Below are 21,335 nucleotides of genomic sequence, written 5' to 3'. Positions count from 1 at the left end.
CGTGTTTACTCCGTGCAGCCGGGATAGACCGTGCAGGTCTGGCCGTTCATTTGGAAGGTTTTGAAAATCGGCGGGTTTTGGCATCTGATCCAACCGCCCTCCTTGGGTAGGCAAGGTTTCCAACCATTGGGAAATTTGATCCAAGTGTCATCATGGGAAGGCTCTTCTTCTGGATTGACCTCAATCGCCAAGTTCAACGTCTTCCCCGACAGTTGGTCGCGTTGCAGAAAGGCCCCCGCACCTCTGCAGTTCAACAGCTTGCTGATTTCACCTAGACGAGATTTGGCTTTGCTCTGCTGAAACCACCAATCGCATTGCCCCGTGATCTGAAGTGAGCCATCGGCATCAAAACTCGGTTGCCCCTCCGGCAACCTGTCGACCACATAGAAACCACCATCGTCATAGGTCTTTTGCCAGATCTGTTGGCCATAGCGCCCATTGATCTCCATCTTGATACGACCCAGCCGCATCTCGCACAAGCCAACGTGGTAGTTGAGGGGGATGGTGAACTTGAATGAACTGTGTTTGGCCTGAATGGGGCTTTCAAACCCTTTACCAAGGGAACGATCTTGTGTCCGATCGTTGTATAAGTTATCGGTCTGGCAATTAATCTGCTCCGGGTTTGTAGGGCCATACCAGGCGGTCACATCCAGGCCGAACTCCGGGGGCAGTTCGCCTGCGAGGGTAAAGCTTTGAAGTCCACGGCGTTCGGTGAGCGACAAGCTGCCCTCTTTGGCGATAACAGCGACCCAGTTGCAGGCGCTGAGGGTCAACAACAAAATCCCTAGGGCTGCCAATGAAGGAAGCCTGCTCATGTCCGCGCTCCGCTGGTAACGTTGACGAACTCTCGTTGGCAGCGCATATAGTGTGCGTGTGGTGATTCATGGCTGACGGGAGCCCAAGCGCCATGGTGCTCAAGATTGGGTATTAGCTGATGTTCGAGCAGAAAGTGCAGCTGGTTTATATCCGTCCATCCCCAGTGTTTAGCCTTCTCCATATTTGCCTGGATCCACAACCTAATCGGTTGCTTCACTGCCAACTGTTGAGTGGCCTTTAGGTGGTTCTCACAAAGCCAAGACTGAAGAAGCTCCAGTTGAATCTCGGTTGATTGTGGCTCGGGAACTGACAGCCACGGCTTATCAAACGGTTCTGGATAGGCGGCAGGTCGAAGGTTTTCTACTTCAATCCAGTGCTGTCCATCCCAGATCAGGGCACTAATGAGCGGGCCTAACAGCAATGGAATTTGCGCTTGGTCAAGTGCAAGTAAATGACGAGCGATGACGCGGTTATCTTCAAATCGATAGAACGCTCGCTGGCCGTTGTGGTGGACGACCATGCGCGCTCGCCAATGCTCGACAACTTCATTGATATCGAGATTTTCGGCGCTTGCAACCCAGCCCCAGTTCAGTTCAGGTCTGCTTATCAATTCCGACAACGCTTTCATTGTGCTTGAATCGATCCGCACCAACCAAGGTCCCTCCGCAGCAAGCGTTTCAAACTCTGTACCTTGGAATAGCCTGGCGTAATCACGTATAGGGGCCTTGGCAAATAAAATAGGCACAGGGTTAGGCTTTGCCAATGGGTTAATGATGAGCACTAATTGGCGCTTTTGGTTTTTTTGGTCCGCTAGCCATTTAGTGGTTTCAGTCAAGAATTTGGTCATGTTGAGGCGTCCTTTTTATTTGAGTTTCCAAAGGCTCCAGCCTTTTTTTATTTCTGAAGCTATTATTAGTGTGCGTATTAGGTGGCGTTTTTTACTAATGACTCCTAACAGTTTTCGCAAATCAAGCACAGGCCACCTCCGCGCTCTTGGGCGACATGCCTTGATTTTTTAATAGAGTCCAGAACGGAAGGTGGTGACTTCAGACTCAACGGTGACAACAACTGAATACCCGAGCCTCGGCCCGCAGTACCGCCAGCGTTCAACCCGATCAACGCACCGTTACACCACACCCCACTGGGATCGATTTTTATAAAATTGCCGCCAGCATTGAGCGTCAGCTCTACGCCGGCCTCAATGACGACTTTATCGCCAGCCTTGAAATGCAATTCATTGCCGGCATCTACAAATTGGCCGGTGCCGACCTTGATATGTTGGTTTTGTGCAACCTCCAGGTAATCACTGCTTTTGACAGCCACCTTGCGATCACCAGCAGTAGTACGGTGCTCTTCAGCTTTAAGTTCTGTGATGCAATTGGCTGCGACGGTGGTTCGTTGCTCGTTACCCACATGCAAACGTTGGTTGTGCTTGACGATCTGGTCCCAGTCGCGCTCGGCGTGGACGAAGACTTGCTCCGCGCCTTTGTGGTCATCGATACGGATTTCGTTGAAACCGCCCCCACCTGGGGAGCTGATCGTTTTGAAGACGGTCTGGGTCTTGGCGGCAGGCAAGGGGTAGGGAGTAGGGCTTTCGGGATTGAACAAGCATGCCGAGACATACGGGCGGTCAGGGTCACCTTCGAAGAAAGAAACCTCTACTTCCATCCCGACCCGGGGTATGACGACGCTGCCATAGTCGTTACCGGCCCAGCGTGATGTCACGCGCAGCCAGCAACTGCTGTGCTCATCGGCTTTGCCTTCACGGTGCCAAGGGAATTGCACCTTGACCCGACCGTGCTCATCGCAAAATATTTCTTCACCGGCGGGCCCAGTCACTTTCGCCAACTGGCTGCCTCTAATGACGTGCCGCTCATGGTTGAGCGGCGGGCGATAGGTCACGTTCCAAGGCGTCGCCGTAAACGTGTTGCAATAGCCCTGATGTAAACCGTCCGGGCTCTTGCTCGTATCGCTGGGGATTGATTCCTCCAGAACCTGCGGCTGGTACCCTTCATGGTGAATGCTGGTCAGCAGCCATAGGTCGTTCCATGGCGCGCGCGGATGTTCGCTGAGCGGCAAGAGGTGTCCACTGACCAAGGCGGGTTGATCGCTTTTACCTTCAGCCAAGTGGTAGTCGCTTCGATGGCGCTCTAGCGCCTGCTTGGTGACCTTTTTGCCCGTAGCGTCATCGCGAAACCGGCCGGGGTAGTCGTAATCCTCCAGCGACGGCCATGCTTTTGCCTGTTCTGTCCGGTCGCCAAACCGCTCGGCACTGAGTCGCACGTGGGGTTGCATGAAGTCATAGTCACGGCGGGTGACCTGTGAGGTACGGGTTTCTACTCGCACGCCGAATCGGTTGATGACAGGCTCCGGCGCAACCATGCCGGTGTCTTGTTGGTAGGCCGTTGGTGCCACTTTGCGGAAAACCGGTTGGTCATCACCGAAGACCAGCATGTGTTGAGTTGTACTGTGCTGGAAGTGGTAGCTCAGGCCTTCTTCGGCGCAGAGGCGCTGGATAAAGTCCAGATCGGTTTCGTCGTACTGGGTGCAGTACTCACGGGCAGAAAGCGGTGGTGTGGGCTTAAGTTCGAAGCGAAAGTTGTCGGCGAGGATGCCATGCCCTACGAGTACCTCAGTGATGATCTGCTGCACGTTCTTGTTCTGGAATATGCGCAGTTGACGGCTGTGAGCGAGGTAAGCCAGCCGGGGTACGAGAACGAGATGGTAACGGGTCAGGCGCTTGCCGGACTCGCCTTGGGCAACGCTGTAGGTTTGCCCATGCACACCAGCGCCTTGCGTGTCGAATGCCAGAAACGCCGGCTGGTGAAGCAAGCTTTCCAGGTCAAGATCGGGACGTTCGCTGACCAACTCAATCTCGAAGCGGAAAGGGCAGTTGAGTGCTTCGTCGCCCTTAAATGAAAACACCTGTAAGTCATTGGCCACGCCTGGCAATGACAACATGAACGGTTTAGGCGCCTTGAGAAGTGATGTGCTCATTCTGAGATTCCTTTCGAACGAGAAGCGGGGCTATTGAGGGGCTGGGCGTAGCGCTGACTGAAGTCGTGCTCGGCAGGTTTTATGCCCAAGCGTTTCATCCGGTTGATGAACGTGCGCCGGGGGATTTCCAGCTCGTGCGCGGACTGGGTCTGATTACCTTTGTTTCGAGCGAGGCAGTCGAGCAGTAGGCCTCGTTCAAGTTGCTCCATGCGTTGGCGCAGGTTCGTTGGCCCAGAAACGGGTTCGCAATTGCGGTGTGGAGCGAGGTGGCAGGGCAGTATTTCTTCGCCTTCACAGAGCAGAACAGCACGTTCTACCTGTGCCTTCAGTTCACGCACATTGCCGGGAAATGCGTAACTGCCTATCACCAACCGGGCGGCGGTAGACCATCGACAAACCGGGCGCTTGAGCTTGGTGCAGAAGGCATCGGAAAAATGCTCGGCCAAGGCTTGGATATCCGCACCGCGCTCTCTTAGCGGTGCAAGCTCAATGGGGAAACATGAAAGCCGGTAGAACAGGTCCCTGCGAAAGCTCCCAGCTTCAACGAGTGCTTCCAGGTCATGGTGGGTTGCGGCAATGATCCGAACATCGACTTTGTGGGTTTTGTTGCTGCCCAAGGGGCGTACTTCACCCTCTTGAAGAAAACGCAGCAGCTTGCCCTGCAAGGCCAATTGCATATCGCCGATTTCGTCGAGAAACAGCGTGCCGCCATTGGCGGCGTCAAACAGGCCTTGGCGGTGGTTGTCCGCGCCAGTGAAGGCACCCCGTCGATATCCGAAGAGTTCACTCTCCAGCAGGTTTTCAGGCAGAGAGGCGCAGTTCTGCACAACGAAGCTCTTGTTGGCCCGTACACCATTGTTGTGAATCGCCCGAGCTACCAGTTCTTTCCCTGTTCCGGTTTCGCCGGTGATCAAAACGCTGACGGGATAGCTCAACACCTTGCTGATAAGGCTGTGCACCGTTTGCATGGCTGGGCTATTTCCCAGCAATCCGTGATTGCTCAGTGGTCGTAGGGCTGCAGGCTTGGGCTCTTCGGACATCCGCAGTCGACGCATCAGTGTCAACTGGGCTATCACGAAATGGCCAAGATGGCTCAGTGAGATAGAGGCAGGTTCAAGATTTCGTGTGAGTCGATGTGCGACAAGAATCAAGCCACGAACATCCCCAGTCACATACAGGGCTGGAACGCAGAGCAAGCAGCTCCAGGACTGCCCGCTGTCGGGCAGGAAGTTGGATTGATACAGCCCATTGTTCAACAGCGGAATGTTCAGCGAGCGTTTCTGGGTCAAGCAGAATTGCAGAAGTGGCTCGTTAAGGTAGTTGCGAGGCTGGCTGTCGATATCATGGGCCTGCAATTGCCCATCACGCCACTCCGTTGCCAGACTCAGTTCCGTGCCGGTATCGTCAAGCAGGTACAGCTGGCTCAGTGGGCAATCAGACAATTGTGCCGCCACCGTCACCAGGCCTTCCTGGAGCATGTCGCTATCGGTCAGTCGAGCGAGTGTACCCAGATGCCGGAGTAGGGCATCGGTATCAAGTGTCGACTGAGGCGTCGAAATATCAAGCGAACTCACAAACAACCGCTCCTTGCCCATCGACTGTGGCGTGTACGTGTCGTATGGGTTGTCCACCCGCCATGGCGGCGAGCAGGCGGTCCGCTACTTGTGGCTGCAAATGTTGATCAATGAGGTGATCAATCAGGCGTGCGCCACTGTCACCGTAGGCGCAACGCTGAGCGAGCTCTTCCACCAATCGATCACTGTGACTGAAGCGCAATTGACGTTGAGCCAGGCGCTGGCCGAAACGCTCCAGCTTGAGAGCAACCAGATCCCGCAGCACCTCTCCCGCAATCGGAAAGTAGGGAACGACGCGCATGCGCGCCAACAAGGCAGGTTTGAAGAAGCGGCTCAAGGTGGGTTGGATGGCTTGCTCCAGCGTTTGTGCACTGGGTTGCTCGCCTGTGGCGCATAAGGCTGAAATTTTCTCGCTGGCCAGGTTCGACGTCATCAGGATCAGCGTATTGCGAAAGTTGATCTCGCGACCTTCTCCGTCATTGGCCACGCCCTTGTCGAAGATTTGATAGAACAGGTTCAGCACATCCGGGTCAGCTTTTTCTACCTCGTCGAGTAACAACACCGAGTAGGGTTTCTGGCGTACTGCTTCGGTTAGCATGCCGCCTTCGCCATAGCCGACATAGCCAGGGGGCGAGCCGATCAGGCGCGATACGGTATGTTTTTCCTGAAATTCGGCCATGTTGATGGTGGTCAGGAAACGTTCGCCGCCGTACAGCAAGTCGGCCAACGCCAATGCGGTCTCGGTTTTTCCGACGCCACTGGGGCCGACCAGTAAAAACACACCCACCGGGGCATCACTGCGGTTGAGCCCCGCCGCACTGGCGCGCATGGCTCGGTCCAGGGCGTTAATGGCCTGTGGTTGGCCACGCAGGCGTTGCCCTAGTTGTTGGGCGAACTCGGCCACCGCGCTGTTGTGCTCGCGAGCCAGGTTCGAGAGCGGGATACCCGTCCAATGGCTGATGACTTCGGCGACCAGGCGCGGGCAGACCTCATGGCTGACCAGCCGTTCGTTCTGTTGTGCTGCTATCAGGGCGCGTTGAGTGTCTTTTAATTGGTCGTCGAGTGCTTGCTTCGTTGCCGACACCAAATGTGCTGCAGCTCGTTGCTGTCGCAAATCCAGCAATTGCTTGGCGAGTTCACGTTGCTCGGCCCAATCAGCCTCAAGTGCATTGGCTTCGCTCGCTGCTTCAGCAAGCCGTTGGTGCAGCGCCTGCAACGCGTCAGCGTCGGCTTCCAAACCTGAATCAAGGTCTCGCTGCAGTGCCTGGCGCTGACGCTCGCCTTCGGCCAATTCATTACGCAGTCGTTCAAGGGCAGCAGGTGCTGCGGCCAGACTGATCCGCACTCGGGCACAGGCGGTATCGAGCACATCTACGGCCTTGTCAGGCAGTTGGCGGCCGGACAGATAGCGCGCCGACAATTCGGCTGCGGCCACCACGGCGTCATCGCGCAGATAGACCCCATGACTTTGTTCATAGACTGAGGCCAAACCACGCAGGATGGTAATGGCCTCATTGACGGTTGGCTCATGCAACTGGACGGGTTGGAAGCGTCTGGCCAATGCCGGGTCTTTTTCGAAGTACTTCTTGTATTCGCTCCAGGTCGTTGCCGCAATGGTGCGAAGTTCACCGCGCGCCAATGCAGGTTTGAGCAAGTTAGCGGCATCCGAACTGCCTGCCTGCCCACCTGCACCGATCAAGGTGTGTGCTTCATCGATGAACAGAATCACAGGGCAGGGAGAGGATTTGACCTCGTCAATTACCCCTTGCAAGCGCCGTTCGAACTCCCCTTTGACACTGGCACCGGCTTGGAGCAATCCAAGGTCCAGGGTTAGAAGCTTCACTTGTTTGAGAGCATCAGGCACTTCGTTGGCAACAATACGTAGCGCCAAACCTTCAACGATTGCGGTTTTGCCGACTCCGGCTTCGCCTACCACGATGGGGTTGTTTTTGCGGCGACGAGCGAGGATGTCGATCATTTGCCGGATTTCGGCATCGCGGCACAACACAGGATCCAGCTTTCCATCAGCCGCTTGTTGGGTGAGATCGTGAGTGAAGCGAAGTAGGGCTGACTCCCCGGTAGGTATGGCTACTGTTGAGCCTGTAAGCGGCACATCTGTTGTAGACAGCACGAACTCTCGCAGACGATCAGCCTTCAGGCGAGCGAGCAGTGGCTGATACTGGCTGCCGACGTAGCGCACAGGGTTGTGCAGAAGCGCCAATATCAATGCGGCTTCACCGATTTGCGGTTGATGCAATTCAAGGCTTGCGATCAGTAGCGCGTCCTGCAGCCATTGCACCAGCTCAGTGGAGAACACCGGATTGCAGGATTCGCTATGACCGCTTCTTGTCTGCAAGGCTTGAGCAAGGGCGGCCGGTTCAATATCGGCATCCTGCAACGCGCGGGGCAATAGCCCTTGAGGGCGCTCTAACAAGCCAAGCAGTAGGTCTTCCACCAGGATTTTCTGGCCGCCACGCTGAATGCATCGTTCGGCGCAGCGCTCCAGATCAGTTTTACTTGGGGCATCCAATGCCTGTACCAGTTGCTGTAGATCAACATTGATCATTGGGGAATTTCCTCTGATGCACTGTTCAGTGCGACGATGCCGTCGGCGTGTTCATGGCCTAGCCAACTGGTCCAGCCCAAGCGGCACTCGTTGTCATTGCCTATGCGCTGTTCATGGATTTCTTCGGGCCGTAGTTGCAGTCGAATGTCGTAGTCCAGCGGGTCTCGGAGGGTGAATCGAACCAGCGCACATAACGGTTTGTATTGGTCGCCGATAGGCAAAAACGTGTGTAGTTGTTCCCAGCTCAGCGCTTGGATATGCACTCTGAACATGCTGCTGCCGTCGACCGTTTGTTCACCCAGCACGGCTGTTTCATTCAACTGATGATTGGCGATGCCCAGAGCGTTTTGTTGATCGAGCGGAATAAGGACTCGACGCTCGATACATTGCTCGATGAACAAGTCGGCATGTTTGAAGTAGTAGCGCAGGACCGACTCGATCAAGGCGGCCGAATGGGCGCGAAGGCTCAGCAAGCCCAAGTAGGGCAACAGGCGCTGCCAATTCAATTCCGAAGTTTTGCGAATGTGCTGGCCACCTAGCCCGATCAATGCAAACAACTGCTCGGACAGAGGGTCTTGTGCGCCCATTCGAAACCGCGCGTGGTAGCGATACTTCTGCCAGATTTGCAGCAACAGGCGTTGCAGGCGATGGTTGAAAAGGTCCATGAAATCGCGGGTGCTGCGCCCACCCATGCTGTCGGCCAATGCTTGTTCGCCGTAGAACGACGGGAGTGGCGAACTGGCTCCGAGCAAACTCATCAAGTTGATACGTAGCCGTGCCCGCAATGCGCCGCGCTCTTGAAAAAACTGCACGCAGTCGATATCACTTCCGGGAAAGCCCATGCTGGGGTTTGCATGGAATTCCAGTAGTTCGTACAGAGCCTCCTCTTTCAGCCCAGGGTTGGCTGTTGCGAGGTGCTCCATTACCCGCTGAACACCCTGAAACAAGCTGTACTCGCGGATGCCTTGACTCAATGGCGTCAAAGCAGGGGTTGCTGTCCCATCCGTGGCGTCCATACGTAGTCCTCTCCTTGAGTACTGTTTACGTGCAATTGATGGAAAGAGTTCAGGCTGGCGTAGAGCGCAAAGAACTCATTGAGCACCGAAGCAAACAGGTACAGCTCACCTTCGCCGCGATACCCCTCGGGGTTGATCGTCAACTGGGTGCGTACCCCTCGCACTGGCAAACCTCGGTAAAGTCGGTCGATCTGGTGATGCTGAATACTTCTCAGGCCAGCCAATAATTGGCGGCTGACTTTCTCTGAATGTTTGTCGTAGTAGCGCGGCAGGTCGTAGGTTTCGAGAATCACCTTCAGGGCCTCTACATTGGCCAGCGATAGGTAGTTCAGTGACATGTTGCTTATTAGCTTCCAGAGGAAGTCGCGGTGCAGGGGCGGGGCATAACTGGGGGTCACCCTTCCGATGTTGCGAAAACTCAGTGACGATGGGGTTCCCGCACAGGGGAGGCAGATGCTGCCCTCGGCCAGCTGTCGCGGCAGATCTTGATTGGTACAGGTCAGCTCGATGGAAATGGTTTCGTGCTGGTCCGTATTGCGCTGACCAAAGCTGAGATAGGTATCGAGGCGCCCGTCCACCATCGAGGGTTCCTGACGCACGCTGTAATGGGGTGCTGTGTTGGGGGCTTCAGAACTGCCGTCATGCTCGAATGACTCAAACAGTACGTAATCGGTATAGCCTGAACGTCCCGCTTTGCATCCTACGACTTTATCCACTGAAAATACGCCGAAATGCTGCGGGTCCTGGGTACCTGGCAATACGCGATATCGGTCGAGCTTGCCGTCGAGACGAATAGGGGCTGCGTCGTCGGTGAACAAGTTGACGATTGGAGTGCAGTAAAGGCGTACGTTATCCAGCGACGGTTGAATGAGTTGCGCGCTGGCGCTTCGAAAATGGAAGCGAAGTTCAAGCCCGCGTGCCATTTTGAGTATGTTTTCCGGGTGCCTTGTTAAAACGTCGAGCCCGTCCAGGTCGACAAACAAGAATTTTTCTGGAAAGGCAAAGTACTCTTGCAGGTAGCGATATCCCCTGAAAGTATTAAGCGGGTAGGGGACCAATGCTTCATTTTCTGCAAAACCTACAGGCTTCAGGTGTGCAGCATCCAACGTGCTTTCGTATGCATGATTGCTGCTGTCTTGCAGTGGAGTGCCGTTTTCGCCCAGCAACTTCAACTTCACGTCGTTCAAGTGCTCAAGCAAACTCAGGTAAAGCTGTTGGCTGATATAGCGTTCTCCGGCCAAGTGCAGGCGCAGCCGTTTCAATGACACTTCCCCCAGATGTCCCCCAGCACTCATTGTCAGGCGCAATGTCAGCACTGCTCCCTCTCCAGTGATGGCGTAATCCAGCTTATCCAGCGCAAGCGGTAATACTTCAGTGTTAAAAGCGGTCAGAAAGCGGCAATCAACGCCGTGCAAGGGTTCGGATTGCACTGGGGTGTTACGGGGTACGTGCTGTGCGGGCCCAGAACGTGTGGAGGGGTCAAACTGTAATATGCTGAACGCTGGCAGGGGGCGCATATAATTAGGCCATAGCAGGTGCATCAGCGAATGAGTCAGTTCTGGTAGTTCATCATCGAGTTTCTGCCGCAACCGCCCTGTCAAAAAAGCGAACCCTTCCAGCAGGCGTTCAACATCCGGGTCACGACCACTATCTCCCAAAAACGGCGCCAACGCCGGATTGCGTTCGGCAAAGCGTTTGCCGAGCTGGCGCAGGGCAGTTAGTTCATTTTGGTAATAGTGGTTAAGCGACACGTAAAGTTCCCGGTAAGAAATTAAAGGGATTCAAGATCCAATGAGCACTGTTTTCGATCCGCTCTGCACGATATTCCCGGCAGTCCCTTCACTGCCCACGATGGCGGCCGCGCGTCCATTGATCAGTACGGTAGAACTTAACGAGTCACACAGCTCGCTTCCGCATTCAGTGGTATCACCTTCTCGGGCAGCGGAAATGCCATCAATCAATACATCAGATGATCCGCTATTAATCGGATTTGCATCGCCGTCGACAGTGGGGTCGCCCTTTCGGGCAGCAGGTTTACCGGACATGGGTTACTCCTTAACTTAGGGTGACTTTCCCACTCGCATCTAAGCTGGCAGTGAAATGTGCGGGACGTTTGTGACCGGCCACTTCCAATAACCCTTCGATGCGAAAAAGCAGAGACAGATGATTGTGCGCACGTGGCAAAGAAATCACTTTTACATTACTCAAGCGAGGCTCGTAATTTTCGATAAAGTGTTCAATGGCCACCTGTGCTTGTGTCAATGCGTCATGCAGGCTTAGACGCATGTCATTGAGATCCGGCAGGCCGTAATCGGGTAACGTTTGGACGCTACCTGTGCGAGTGCTGAGCATCTTGGCCAAATGGGAGGCTACTGAGGCTGTGGTACATGCCTCTTCGGTCCAGTTGGCACGCTGCTCAATGTCGCCACCCAAGCGTTCGAAAAGGCTGCCGAGTCTCTTCATGCCTGTATTTACTCTTTATCCAACTTGCCAACCAGCGAGAGGGTAAAGTCGGCACCCATGTACTTGAAGTGAGGGCGCACGTTCAGGCTGACGCGGTACCAACCCGGTTCGCCTTGCACATCGTTAACGGTGATTTCTGCGCCACGCAGGGGGCGGCGACCGCGTACTTCAGCGCTGGGGTTGTCCTGATCGGCCACGTACTGGCGGATCCACTTGTTCAACTCCTGCTCCAAGTCAGTGCGCTCTTTCCAGGCACCGAGTTGTTCGCGCTGAAGCACCTTGATGTAGTGGGCGAGGCGGTTAACGATGAATAGGTAAGGCAGCTGTGTGCCCAGTTTATAGTTGAACTCAGCCAGCTTGCCCTCTTCACTATTCCCGAACGCCTTAGGCTTCTGGATTGAGTTGGCAGAGAAGAACGCAGCATTGTCACTGCCTTTGCGCATGGTCAGCGAAATGAAACCTTCTTCCGCCAGCTCGTATTCTCGGCGGTCGGAAATCAAAACTTCGGTCGGAATCTTGGTTTCAATTTCGCCCATGCTCTGAAACTGATGCAACGGCAAATCTTCGACAGCACCTCCGCTTTGTGGGCCGATGATATTGGGGCACCAGCGAAATTTGGCAAAGCTGTCGGTCAGGCGAGTGGCGAACGCGTACGCCGTGTTCCCCCAAAGATAATGCTCATGACTATTGGCAACGTTTTCACCATAGGCAAAGCGTTTAACGGGATGGTTTTCGGTATCGTACGGAGGGCGCAAGAGAAAGCGTGGGCCAGCCAATGCGAGATTTCGGGAGTTTTCGTGTTCTCGCAAGCTTTGCCACTTGGTGAATTGAGGAGCCCCGAAATGGTCCTTCAAGTCTTTGATGTCGGTCAGTCCGGTATAACTTTCCAAGCCAAAAAACTTTGGGCTTGCTGCCGCAATAAAAGGAGCGTGAGCCATGGTTGCGACACTTGAAACGTATTGCAGTGTCTTGATGTCTGGAGCGCTGGGATCGAAGAAGTAGTTCGCAATCAGTGCCGCTACAGGCTCGCCACCAAACTGACCATATTCTGCGCTGTATACATGTTTATAGAGCCCCGACTGTACAACCTCTGGGCTGTCTTCGAAATCGTCAAGTAGGTCTTGTTTCGATACGCTAAGTATTTCTATCTTGATGTTTTCACGAAAGTCCGTGCGATCCACGAGAAGCTTCAAGCCGCGCCAGGCTGACTCAATCGATTGAAACTCTGCGTGGTGGAGTATGGCGTCCATCTGCTCGCTGAGTTTGGTGTCGATCTGCGCAATCATGCGATCGACCATGGCTTTCTTCACGGGCTCACCGCTGTTCTGCGGTTTTAGCAGCTCTTCAATGAATGCAGAGACACCGCGTTTGGCGATGTGGTATGCATCATCATTGGGTGTCAGTTTGGTCTCGGCAATGATGCGATCGAGGATTCCAATGTCAACGGTATTTTGTTGATCGGTAACGGCTGCGCGCGTGCTCATGGGTTGCGTCCTTGTACGTTTTATCAGGAGTCCAGTTTTACGGATGTTGCCAGGCCCAGTTCGCCCAATACACGATCACGTGAATCGGCATCTTCAAGCACGCTTTCAATGGCCTTTCGAAATGCAGGTGCGTTTCCAAGAGGTCCTTTCAAAGAGACCAACGCTTCCCTCAATTCCATTAATTTCTTTAATTCAGGCACCTGCTCAACCAATTGGTCGGGGTGAAAGTCCTTTAGAGATGCGATGTTTAACTGGATCGCTATTTCTTCATCGCTGTTGTTTTCTGATAAACGATTAGGAATGGCAATATTCAGTGTGATTTCTTGTTTGGAAAGCACGTCATCAAAGTTGTCTTTGTTTATGTTGATCGCTCGGCGATCTTCAATGCGACGCTCATCGGGACGTTGAGTGAAGTCACCCACTACCATCAGCTTCAACGGTAACTCGGTTTCTTGCTTGGCGTCACCGGTGGCGGGCTTATAGGTAACATTGATACGTTCTTTGGGTGCTACTGAGCCTTCTTTGGCCATTTTCTTTCTCCAGGATTGTTGTGATCCAAAGCGTTAATCGAGTACGACCTCTAAATCGAGATGGCACAGCCTTCGACGAATTTCTTCTTTGTGCTCACGCACAGCATGATTCTGAGGCAGCAACTCGCAACAACTGTGTGCCAGGTTAAGAACCTCCAGCACAAGTTTTGGCTCCCAGTCGCCGAGTGCGGAGCTCTGCAGCCGTTGATCAAGCGCATCAAGTTGGGTTTTGGCGAGTTCGTATTTTTTTGCACTGAAGCAGAGGCGGGCAAGCGTCAACTGCCAATAAAATCGCTCACGGCCAGCAATAGTAATATTCATGCCTTGCTTGATTTGTTGAACGGCGGCTTTCAATCCTGATTTTTCTAAGGTTGAAAGGGCCTCGTTCAGCCCTGACTCCCAAGCCGGAGAGGCGTTGTCATTCTGAAAAGTTAGTTGCTCTGGCCGCTTGTCTGGAGAGGTTAAATGCGGCAATACATGCGCGCTGATCCACATTCGAGTGTCTGGGTCTGCGAAAGGGGTACCGTCGTGAAAGTGCAATTGTTCGAGATGAGTCAGACGTTGGAGGAAAAGTGACAATTGTATTTCCACTTCCTGCATGGCCAGGTCCGCCTGCAATGCCTGAAGGCATTCCCATACCAATCGCTGTCCATCCAGCCAGAAAGGAGACCGGGCTGTAACGGCTTCCAACTCTACGAGAAGATCGGCATGTTTACTTTGTTGGAAAAGTTCGCGAAAGCGAATAAGTTTGTCCGTTGCAACCCCTCTCAAGGCTGTGACTTGCTCGGCGTTGTGTTCTGGCAACACTTCAATGGGTAGCCACAACAACGTGCGGGACAGTCGCAAAGCACGAATGTCAGTGGCCTTCTGTTTCAACCAATAGGTACACAGTGTGCGGGACTGGTCTTGCAGCGCCCGCAGGTTTTTATGCGCATCTTTTTCGTTGTCTACCGCCGAACTGGATGAAAGGGCCTGCACTGCGGCCTGTTTGACCTGGGCTATTGCCGACCCAACAGTGCCGGGAGCAGGGTGGCCCAAACCAGCGCGCGCGACTAAGTCGTCAAGCCGACGTGAAAGGGGCAGCAACAAGGGGGCTTCTGGGCCCAGATGCGTCGACAGGTTGGCTTCAAAGTCTCGAAGACATTCTGCGAGTTTGCGAAAGAGGGACAATTGCTCGGAAATGGCAACCTGTTCGCCAAATACGCCGTCCAATCGTGGCAATAGCCAGTTGATAGATGCGATACGAGTGCGCATTTTTTGAGGGTGTAACTCTGCCCAGTAATCCGTGCAAAAGTGATGCAGCATGCCAAGGCCAGCCAATAGCCCCGCAAAGGACTCACGCTGGTAAAGGCTCCACGTTAGCCAGGCAGCGACACGAAGATCCTTGGACTGGTTTTCCAGGAAGGCTTCGCACATTTCGAGCATCTTTTGCCAGTCGACATCGCTGGTGTTATGCAACGAGCTTTCTTTGGCAAGCTCGACTTCGAGCCTCTCAAACTCGGGAGAAAAGCGTGCGTCTGTCCCGGTGAGCGCAGAGTCCCCCAGCGACATTTTGGCGAGCTGCAGATAGTGCGCAGAGAGCTTTTTGGAATGGGTCAAAGTCATTGTTTTTTTGTTGATGGACTTTAAATCGCTTTGTTTTCAATTGTCCATGGAGGCTCTCAGAAAAAGGAAGTTTCTGATTTTCCTAGGAACTATTGCCTGGCGAGCATGGTGATTGTTGTTTCAAGGGTTGTATGTAGGACCGTTCGTTAGATCACGCGTGAAATCTCCCGAAACTGGGTGAGGGGCTAAGAGGCAACGGTCTTTGTAGAGAGGGGAGTAGATCAGAACTGTCCGAATGCTCGGACGAGGCAATATCAGCAAGCTCGTCGCCGGTATGCGGAATATTTGCTCGACGAAAATATGTTGCGAGGTCGGGCATTCCCTGGTGATCCTGTCATTTCTGACAGTAGCCAACCCCCGCCCATACCCCCACCATGACCCCCCAGCGCACCGAAAGCAGGGGCTACAGCCATGGACAATACTTGCCGGACACAACTGGGTTTCTACAAGGTTGGCGAGTGCATCACGGTCTACGGCAGTTTTTGTGTAGAGGGGCGGATGTTGGGCTTTCGGTGCGGAAGCCTCAAGCAGGTTGACTGGAAGGGCGGCAACCTGGTTTTGCGCACGGCTGATGATGAGCGTGTAGAGCTCAAGTTTTCAGCAATCAGCCGAGTTTCTTCGCGCATCCCCAACCCAGAGGAGGATTGCAATTGGGGGTTGGGGGCTCTCTAAGCGATGGCGTGCAGCGGTCGCTGCACGTTTATCAATCTGCTGGGTATCAGTGCTTGCTGTCTTGCGTCGACAGGCTCAGCAGCTGTTTTTCCTGGTTCCAGTCGAACGGTTCGTCGTTTTCCTCCGCTTCAAAGCGGCGTTCTTCCAGTGTCTGGTACAGCTCGATTTCTTCATCAGGCATGTAGTGCAGGCAGTCACCGGCGAAGAACCACAGCAGGTCGCGGGGCACCAGGTGCGCGATTTGCGGGTAGCGGGTGATGATCTGGCACATCAGGTCTTGGCCCAGGTACTGGCTTTCGATGGGGTCGACCGGCAATTCGGCGCGCAGTTCGTCGAAACGCTCCAGGAACAAGGCATGACTTTCCTCTGGCACTTGCTCGGCTTCACCCAGTGCGACCAGGATGCTGCGCAGGTGGTCGAGCAGGATGAGGTTGTGTTCGAGTTGTGAATTGGCCATGGCGAAGGTCCTCTTGAGCGAAACGGGCGCGGGAGTATACGGCTCCACGCGCCCGATGTCTTTGTGAGGCGACTGGTGTCAGCGTACTCGGCCCTCGGCCGCCGTCAGTTGTTCTTTGCTGAAGTCGTCTACATCGATCACTTTGCGCCTTGCCGCTTCGGCTTGATGCAAACTGTCGGCCTCGTTGCTTTCAAGCACGCCAGCCTGCAGCGCAGCATCGATCAGGTGCTCGCCGGGTTGTGGGCTGAAGTGCCCGGCCTTGAAGGCGCCGTGCAGCTTTTTCTGCAGGGTGGCGCTGGCCGACAGCAGGTCACAGGCATGCTGCAGTGCGCCCACCGGGTCGTCGGCTGACTGTGGGCGGTAGCAACCCATCAACAATTCCTCCAGTGCCGGGTCGCCCTTGGCGCGGCCAATGAGTGCCGCGATTTCGGCGTCCAGCGCATCGGACGGGCCGGTGTGGCGCCGGCCGAAGGGGAATACCACCGCCCGCAGCAAGCCGCCCAACAGGCGATTGGGGAAGTTGGCCAGTAGCTCGTCCAATGCTTGCTCGGCACGCCCCAGGCTTTCTTCCATGGCCCATTGCAACAGTGGGCGCAGGTACTCGGGAGCGTTCAGGTCGTGGTAGCGCTTGAGCGCCGCCGAGCCCAGATACAGATTGCTCAGTACATCGCCCAGGCGTGCAGACAAGCGTTCGCGGCGCTTGAGCGCGCCTCCGAGCAACATCATGCACAGGTCGGCCAGCATCGCAAAGGCGGCCGCCTGGCGATCCAATGCCCGGAAGTAGCCTTGGCTCAGCGCATCGCCAGGCTTGGCGTCGAAGCGGCCCAGCCCCAGGTTGAGGATAAAGGTGCTGGCTGCGTTGCCCACCGCAAAACCAATGTGCTTGAGCAGCAAGTCATCGAATTCCCTGAGCGCCTGGTCGCGGTCTTCACGCCCAACCAGGGCCATTTCCTTGAGCACGAAGGGGTGGCAGCGAATGGCGCCCTGGCCAAAGATCATCAGGTTGCGGGAAAGGATGTTGGCGCCTTCCACGGTGATAAAAATGGGCGCCCCTTGCCAGCTGCGCGCCAGATAGTTATTGGGCCCCATGATGATGCCCTTGCCGCCATGCACATCCATGGCGTGGCCGATGCATTCGCGGCCCCGTTCGGTCAGGTGATATTTGAGGATGGCCGACAGCACCGAGGGCTTTTCGCCCAGGTCGACGGCGCTGGCGGTCAACATCCGTGCACTGTCCATCAGCCAGGCATTGCCGCCGATCCGCGCCATGGCTTCCTGAATGCCTTCGAATGCCGACAGCGGTACGTTGAACTGTTCGCGTACTTGTGTGTATTGGCCGGTGACCAGGCTCGTGAATTTCGCCGCGCCCGTACCCACGGCAGGTAGGGAAATCGAACGCCCGACCGAAAGGCAATTCATCAGCATCATCCAGCCTTTGCCAAGCATCGCCTGGCCACCGATGAGGTAGTCCAGCGGGATAAACACGTCTTTGCCTGAGTTGGGGCCGTTCATGAACGCCGCACCCAGCGGCAGGTGGCGGCGGCCGATCTCAACACCTTGGGTGTCGGTGGGGATCAGCGCCAGGCTGATGCCCAGGTCTTCGTCTTCGCCGAGCAGGTGCTCTGGGTCATAGGCCTTGAACGCGAGGCCCAGAAGGGTGGCCACAGGGCCCAGGGTGATGTAGCGCTTTTCCCAGTTCAAGCGTAGGCCGATTACCTGTTCGCCTTGCCATTCGCCTCGGCAGATCACCCCGGTATCGGGCATGGCGCCAGCGTCGGAGCCGGCCAGTGGCCCTGTCAGGGCGAAGCAGGGGATCTCATCGCCACGAGCGAGGCGGGGCAGGTAGTGGTTGCGTTGCTCTTCGGTGCCATAGTGCAGCAGCAGTTCTGCCGGGCCCAGGGAGTTAGGCACCATGACGGTGGAGGCAAGGTCACCACTGCGGGTTGCAAGTTTCATGGCCACTTGTGAGTGGGCATAGGCCGAGAAGCCCTTGCCGCCATATTCCTTGGGGATAATCAGCGCAAAAAAACCATGCTGCTTGATATGGGCCCAGGCGTCGGCGGGCAGGTCCATGTCCTGACCAATCTGCCAGTCACTGACCATCGCGCACAACGCTTCGGTGGGGCCGTCGATAAAGGCCTGCTCCTCCTCGGTCAGCTGTGCCTTGGGGTAGTCCAGTAGCGTGTCCCAATTCGGGCGCCCGCTGAACAGTTCGCCGTCCCACCAGACTGTCCCCGCATCGATGGCCTCACGTTCGGTCACGGACATCGGCGGCAAGGTACGCTGAAACCAGGCGAACATCGGCGCGGTGAAAAATTTGCGTCGCAGGGCGGGCAACAGCAGAGGCAAGGCAATGGTTGCCAGCCCCAGCCAGAAAATTGCCATCAGCCACCACGCAGCAGAGCTGAGTATTCCCATGAGCAGCAAATAGACGGCCGCAATGCCTAGCGTAGGAAGAGGGGAGACGCGACGGTGTGCCAGCCAGGCAATGCCGACGACCATAACCAACAACCACAACAGCAACATAGGTATTCCTCCGTGAGACCGGACAAGACCCTGGCAAGCGTAGTCGGCATCGGGCAAACGGCCTGCAAGTGCACCGGTGTCTGGATTGGGACCTTGCCTGGGTGGTGGAGTTCGGCAGCAGGAGTAGACTGATCGCCCACTCGGTTGATGGCGAAAGTCTTATGCTCAAGATTTGGGGAAGGAAAAACTCATCCAATGTTCGCAAGGTGCTGTGGTGTGCACAGGAACTGGAATTGCCGTATCACAGCATCGATGCAGGCGGCGCATTCGGCTTGGTGGATGGCCCGGAGTACCGTGCCTTGAACCCCAATGGGCGAATTCCGACCCTGGAGGACGGTGAGTTGGTGCTCTGGGAGTCCAATGCCATCGTGCGTTATCTTACGGCCCGTTATGCGCCCGACTCCCAATGGTATCCGGCCGATCCGGCAGTGCGGGCCAACGCCGATAAATGGATGGACTGGACGTCAACCTCGTTGGCCGAACCCTTTCGTCATCTGTTCTGGGGCATTCTCAGAACCCCTGCCGACCAGCAAGACTGGGTGGCCATCAACGCCGCGCACAAAGCGTGCGCACAGTTGCTCTCGATTGCCGACCAGGCGTTGGCCAGTCAACCTTATTTGAGCGGCGATGAGCCCGGTATGGGCGATATTCCGCTGGGGGCTTTCGCCTACGCCTGGTTTGAAATGCCGATTGAGCGCCCAGACATGCACCACCTGCGCGACTGGTACGAGCGCCTGAAAACGCGCCCGGCTTATCAGGCCGCGGTCATGACTGCCTTGACCTGATAATCACTATCGATATTGCTCACTGTACTTGCGCGGCGACGGCACGCAGCATTGGTTTTATCCGCCGCGATTGTATTTAATGATGCGGATCCAATTTTTGAACGTACATTATCGGGTACCTAACCGCTTATGAGTTCCGCTCTGTCCATCCGGCAGTTAACCAAAACCTACGGCAATGGCTTCCAGGCCCTGCATGGCATCGACCTGGATGTGGCCGAAGGCGATTTTTTTGCATTGCTGGGCCCCAACGGCGCTGGCAAATCCACCACCATCGGCATTCTCTCCACCCTGGTCAACAAAACCAGCGGCACGGTGAATATCTTCGGCCACGACCTGGATCGCCAGCCCGCCGCGCTCAAGCGCAACATTGGCGTGGTCCCGCAAGAATTCAACTTCAATCAGTTTGAAAAGACCTTCGATATTGTCGTGACCCAGGCGGGGTATTACGGCATTCCGGCCCGCCTGGCCAAGGAACGCGCTGAACAATACCTGACCCAGCTGGGGCTGTGGGACAAGCGTGACGTCCCGTCGCGGTCCTTGTCCGGCGGCATGAAGCGTCGTCTGATGATTGCCCGGGCACTGATCCATGAGCCACGGCTGCTGATTCTTGATGAGCCCACTGCGGGCGTGGACATCGAACTGCGTCGCTCGATGTGGACCTTCCTGACTGAGCTGAACAAGAAGGGCATCACCATCATCCTGACCACGCACTACTTGGAAGAAGCCGAGCAGTTGTGCCGCAACATCGGCATCATCGACCATGGCACCATCGTCGAGAACACCAGCATGCGTGCCCTGCTGGGCAAGTTGCATGTAGAGACCTTCCTGCTGGACCTCAAACAGGATTTGCAAGTGGCGCCCCACCTGGAAGGCTACCCATGCCGCCTGGTCGATCGGCACACCCTGGAGGTGCAGGTCGACAAGCAAGTCGGCGTGACGGCCCTGTTTGGCCAGTTGGCACTGCAAAACATCGAAGTGCAGAGCTTGCGCAACAAGACCAATCGCCTGGAGGAATTGTTTGTGTCGTTGGTGGAAAAAAACCTTGGGAAGGTGGCGGTATGAGTTCGGAACTGCGTCCCAACCTGGTCGCCCTCAATACCATCGTTTATCGCGAAATCCGTCGTTTCATGCGGATCTGGCCGCAAACCCTGCTGCCGCCGGCCATCACCATGGTGCTGTACTTCGTGATTTTCGGAAACCTGATCGGCCGACAGATCGGTGATATGGGTGGCTTCACCTATATGCAGTACATCGTGCCGGGGCTGATCATGATGTCGGTGATCACCAACTCCTACGGCAACGTGGTCTCAAGCTTTTTCGGCAGCAAGTTCCAGCGCTCGATCGAAGAGCTGATGGTGTCGCCGGTGTCACCCCACACTATTTTGATCGGCTACACCTTGGGTGGCGTGCTGCGTGGCCTGGCGGTGGGGGTGATCGTCACGATCCTGTCGATGTTCTTCACCGATCTGCAGGTGCATCACCTGGGCGTGACCGTCCTGGTCGTGTTGCTGACGGCCACTATTTTCTCGCTGCTGGGGTTCATCAACGCTGTATTTGCCCGCAACTTCGATGACATCTCGATCATCCCGACGTTCGTGCTGACGCCGCTGACTTACCTGGGCGGGGTGTTCTATTCGATCACCTTGCTGCCACCGATCTGGCAGACCATCTCCATGGCCAACCCAGTGCTGCACATGGTCAACTCGTTCCGCTACGGTATTCTCGGTGTTTCCGATATCCGCATCGGCGTGGCGATCAGCTTCATGCTGGTGGCGACGGTAGTGCTCTATGTGGCTTGCGCCCGTCTGCTGGTCAGCGGCCGTGGCATGCGCACCTGACTGCTC

18 protein-coding genes are annotated in these 21,335 nt (G+C 55.5%); 4 read left to right on the top strand and 14 right to left on the bottom strand.

Translation table 11 applies throughout. The annotated features are described in order from the left end of the window. Window positions 1–5: 5 nt before the first annotated feature. From AC3IX4_RS21815 to tssA, 12 genes are all read right to left on the bottom strand, one after another. The gene (locus AC3IX4_RS21815) at window positions 6–815 is read right to left on the bottom strand and encodes a hypothetical protein (protein ID WP_489257443.1); all 810 of its coding nucleotides are present in this window, start codon (window positions 813–815) and stop codon (window positions 6–8) included. After that, window positions 812–1,663, bottom strand: coding sequence for a DUF4123 domain-containing protein (locus AC3IX4_RS21810; protein ID WP_489257442.1), 852 nt, complete (start codon window positions 1,661–1,663; stop codon window positions 812–814). The genes AC3IX4_RS21815 and AC3IX4_RS21810 overlap by 4 nt, the downstream gene beginning before the upstream one ends. 104 nt (window positions 1,664–1,767) lie before the next feature. Then, window positions 1,768–3,813 (bottom strand): type VI secretion system Vgr family protein, encoded by a 2,046-nt coding sequence (locus AC3IX4_RS21805; protein ID WP_489257441.1) that lies wholly within the window; start codon window positions 3,811–3,813, stop codon window positions 1,768–1,770. Continuing rightward, window positions 3,810–5,387 (bottom strand): sigma-54 interaction domain-containing protein, encoded by a 1,578-nt coding sequence (locus tag AC3IX4_RS21800; RefSeq protein ID WP_489257440.1) that lies wholly within the window; start codon window positions 5,385–5,387, stop codon window positions 3,810–3,812. Before AC3IX4_RS21800 ends, AC3IX4_RS21805 begins: the two co-directional genes overlap by 4 nt. Continuing rightward, window positions 5,374–7,953 (bottom strand): type VI secretion system ATPase TssH, encoded by a 2,580-nt coding sequence (tssH, locus tag AC3IX4_RS21795; RefSeq protein ID WP_489257439.1) that lies wholly within the window; start codon window positions 7,951–7,953, stop codon window positions 5,374–5,376. The genes AC3IX4_RS21800 and tssH overlap by 14 nt, the downstream gene beginning before the upstream one ends. Further along, window positions 7,950–8,969, bottom strand: coding sequence for a type VI secretion system baseplate subunit TssG (gene tssG / locus AC3IX4_RS21790; RefSeq protein WP_489257438.1), 1,020 nt, complete (start codon window positions 8,967–8,969; stop codon window positions 7,950–7,952). The genes tssH and tssG overlap by 4 nt, the downstream gene beginning before the upstream one ends. Further along, window positions 8,933–10,720, bottom strand: coding sequence for a type VI secretion system baseplate subunit TssF (gene tssF, locus AC3IX4_RS21785; RefSeq protein WP_489257437.1), 1,788 nt, complete (start codon window positions 10,718–10,720; stop codon window positions 8,933–8,935). Before tssF ends, tssG begins: the two co-directional genes overlap by 37 nt. 30 nt (window positions 10,721–10,750) lie before the next feature. Continuing rightward, window positions 10,751–11,014: a PAAR domain-containing protein gene (locus AC3IX4_RS21780; RefSeq protein WP_489257436.1), complete on the bottom strand. Its 264-nt coding sequence runs from the start codon at window positions 11,012–11,014 to the stop codon at window positions 10,751–10,753. Between the two features lie 10 nt (window positions 11,015–11,024). Then, window positions 11,025–11,432 carry a type VI secretion system baseplate subunit TssE gene (tssE, locus tag AC3IX4_RS21775; protein WP_489257435.1) on the bottom strand — a complete coding sequence of 136 codons (408 nt, stop codon included), beginning with the start codon at window positions 11,430–11,432 and terminating at the stop codon, window positions 11,025–11,027. Window positions 11,433–11,440: 8 nt separating this feature from the next. Beyond that, a complete protein-coding gene (gene tssC / locus AC3IX4_RS21770; RefSeq protein ID WP_489257434.1) occupies window positions 11,441–12,916 on the bottom strand; it encodes a type VI secretion system contractile sheath large subunit in 1,476 nt (491 codons plus the stop codon). A 23-nt stretch (window positions 12,917–12,939) separates the two neighbouring features. Continuing rightward, window positions 12,940–13,446, bottom strand: coding sequence for a type VI secretion system contractile sheath small subunit (tssB, locus tag AC3IX4_RS21765; RefSeq protein ID WP_489257433.1), 507 nt, complete (start codon window positions 13,444–13,446; stop codon window positions 12,940–12,942). Window positions 13,447–13,479: 33 nt separating this feature from the next. Next, entirely contained in the window at window positions 13,480–15,045 is a 1,566-nt protein-coding gene (tssA, locus tag AC3IX4_RS21760; RefSeq protein WP_489261338.1) for a type VI secretion system protein TssA, read from the bottom strand. A gap of 417 nt (window positions 15,046–15,462) precedes the next feature. On the opposite strand from tssA, the gene AC3IX4_RS21755 reads away from it, so the two are divergent. Beyond that, on the top strand, window positions 15,463–15,723 hold the full coding sequence (locus AC3IX4_RS21755; protein ID WP_489257432.1) for a hypothetical protein: 261 nt from the start codon (window positions 15,463–15,465) through the stop codon (window positions 15,721–15,723). Between the two features lie 46 nt (window positions 15,724–15,769). Here AC3IX4_RS21755 and AC3IX4_RS21750 read toward each other — a convergent pair whose 3' ends face one another. Continuing rightward, the gene (locus AC3IX4_RS21750; RefSeq protein ID WP_489257431.1) at window positions 15,770–16,180 is read right to left on the bottom strand and encodes a PA2817 family protein; all 411 of its coding nucleotides are present in this window, start codon (window positions 16,178–16,180) and stop codon (window positions 15,770–15,772) included. Between the two features lie 78 nt (window positions 16,181–16,258). Next, window positions 16,259–18,706 carry an acyl-CoA dehydrogenase gene (locus AC3IX4_RS21745; protein ID WP_489257430.1) on the bottom strand — a complete coding sequence of 816 codons (2,448 nt, stop codon included), beginning with the start codon at window positions 18,704–18,706 and terminating at the stop codon, window positions 16,259–16,261. Window positions 18,707–18,867: 161 nt separating this feature from the next. On the opposite strand from AC3IX4_RS21745, the gene AC3IX4_RS21740 reads away from it, so the two are divergent. From AC3IX4_RS21740 to AC3IX4_RS21730, 3 genes are all read left to right on the top strand, one after another. Further along, window positions 18,868–19,491: a glutathione S-transferase family protein gene (locus tag AC3IX4_RS21740; protein ID WP_489257429.1), complete on the top strand. Its 624-nt coding sequence runs from the start codon at window positions 18,868–18,870 to the stop codon at window positions 19,489–19,491. 129 nt (window positions 19,492–19,620) lie between these two features. After that, window positions 19,621–20,553 (top strand): ABC transporter ATP-binding protein, encoded by a 933-nt coding sequence (locus AC3IX4_RS21735; protein ID WP_489257428.1) that lies wholly within the window; start codon window positions 19,621–19,623, stop codon window positions 20,551–20,553. Then, the gene (locus AC3IX4_RS21730; protein WP_489257427.1) at window positions 20,550–21,329 is read left to right on the top strand and encodes an ABC transporter permease; all 780 of its coding nucleotides are present in this window, start codon (window positions 20,550–20,552) and stop codon (window positions 21,327–21,329) included. The genes AC3IX4_RS21735 and AC3IX4_RS21730 overlap by 4 nt, the downstream gene beginning before the upstream one ends. The last annotated feature ends 6 nt before the right edge of the window (window positions 21,330–21,335 follow it).

It is taken from the genome of Pseudomonas sp. KH_021 (assembly GCF_057838865.1).
The sequence above is the reverse complement of the archived record's forward strand: the minus strand, read 5'-3'. Positions and strand labels throughout refer to the sequence as shown.

Coding starts and splice junctions, on each gene's coding strand:
- AC3IX4_RS21815 (WP_489257443.1), bottom strand. CDS start 815: ATGAGCAGGCTTCCTTCATTGGCAGCCCTAGGGATTTTGTTGTTGACC.
- AC3IX4_RS21810 (WP_489257442.1), bottom strand. CDS start 1,663: ATGACCAAATTCTTGACTGAAACCACTAAATGGCTAGCGGACCAAAAA.
- AC3IX4_RS21805 (WP_489257441.1), bottom strand. CDS start 3,813: ATGAGCACATCACTTCTCAAGGCGCCTAAACCGTTCATGTTGTCATTG.
- tssH (WP_489257439.1), bottom strand. CDS start 7,953: ATGATCAATGTTGATCTACAGCAACTGGTACAGGCATTGGATGCCCCA.
- tssG (WP_489257438.1), bottom strand. CDS start 8,969: ATGGACGCCACGGATGGGACAGCAACCCCTGCTTTGACGCCATTGAGT.
- AC3IX4_RS21780 (WP_489257436.1), bottom strand. CDS start 11,014: ATGTCCGGTAAACCTGCTGCCCGAAAGGGCGACCCCACTGTCGACGGC.
- tssE (WP_489257435.1), bottom strand. CDS start 11,432: ATGAAGAGACTCGGCAGCCTTTTCGAACGCTTGGGTGGCGACATTGAG.
- tssC (WP_489257434.1), bottom strand. CDS start 12,916: ATGAGCACGCGCGCAGCCGTTACCGATCAACAAAATACCGTTGACATT.
- tssB (WP_489257433.1), bottom strand. CDS start 13,446: ATGGCCAAAGAAGGCTCAGTAGCACCCAAAGAACGTATCAATGTTACC.
- AC3IX4_RS21755 (WP_489257432.1), top strand. CDS start 15,463: ATGGACAATACTTGCCGGACACAACTGGGTTTCTACAAGGTTGGCGAG.
- AC3IX4_RS21750 (WP_489257431.1), bottom strand. CDS start 16,180: ATGGCCAATTCACAACTCGAACACAACCTCATCCTGCTCGACCACCTG.
- AC3IX4_RS21745 (WP_489257430.1), bottom strand. CDS start 18,706: ATGTTGCTGTTGTGGTTGTTGGTTATGGTCGTCGGCATTGCCTGGCTG.
- AC3IX4_RS21740 (WP_489257429.1), top strand. CDS start 18,868: ATGCTCAAGATTTGGGGAAGGAAAAACTCATCCAATGTTCGCAAGGTG.
- AC3IX4_RS21735 (WP_489257428.1), top strand. CDS start 19,621: ATGAGTTCCGCTCTGTCCATCCGGCAGTTAACCAAAACCTACGGCAAT.
- AC3IX4_RS21730 (WP_489257427.1), top strand. CDS start 20,550: ATGAGTTCGGAACTGCGTCCCAACCTGGTCGCCCTCAATACCATCGTT.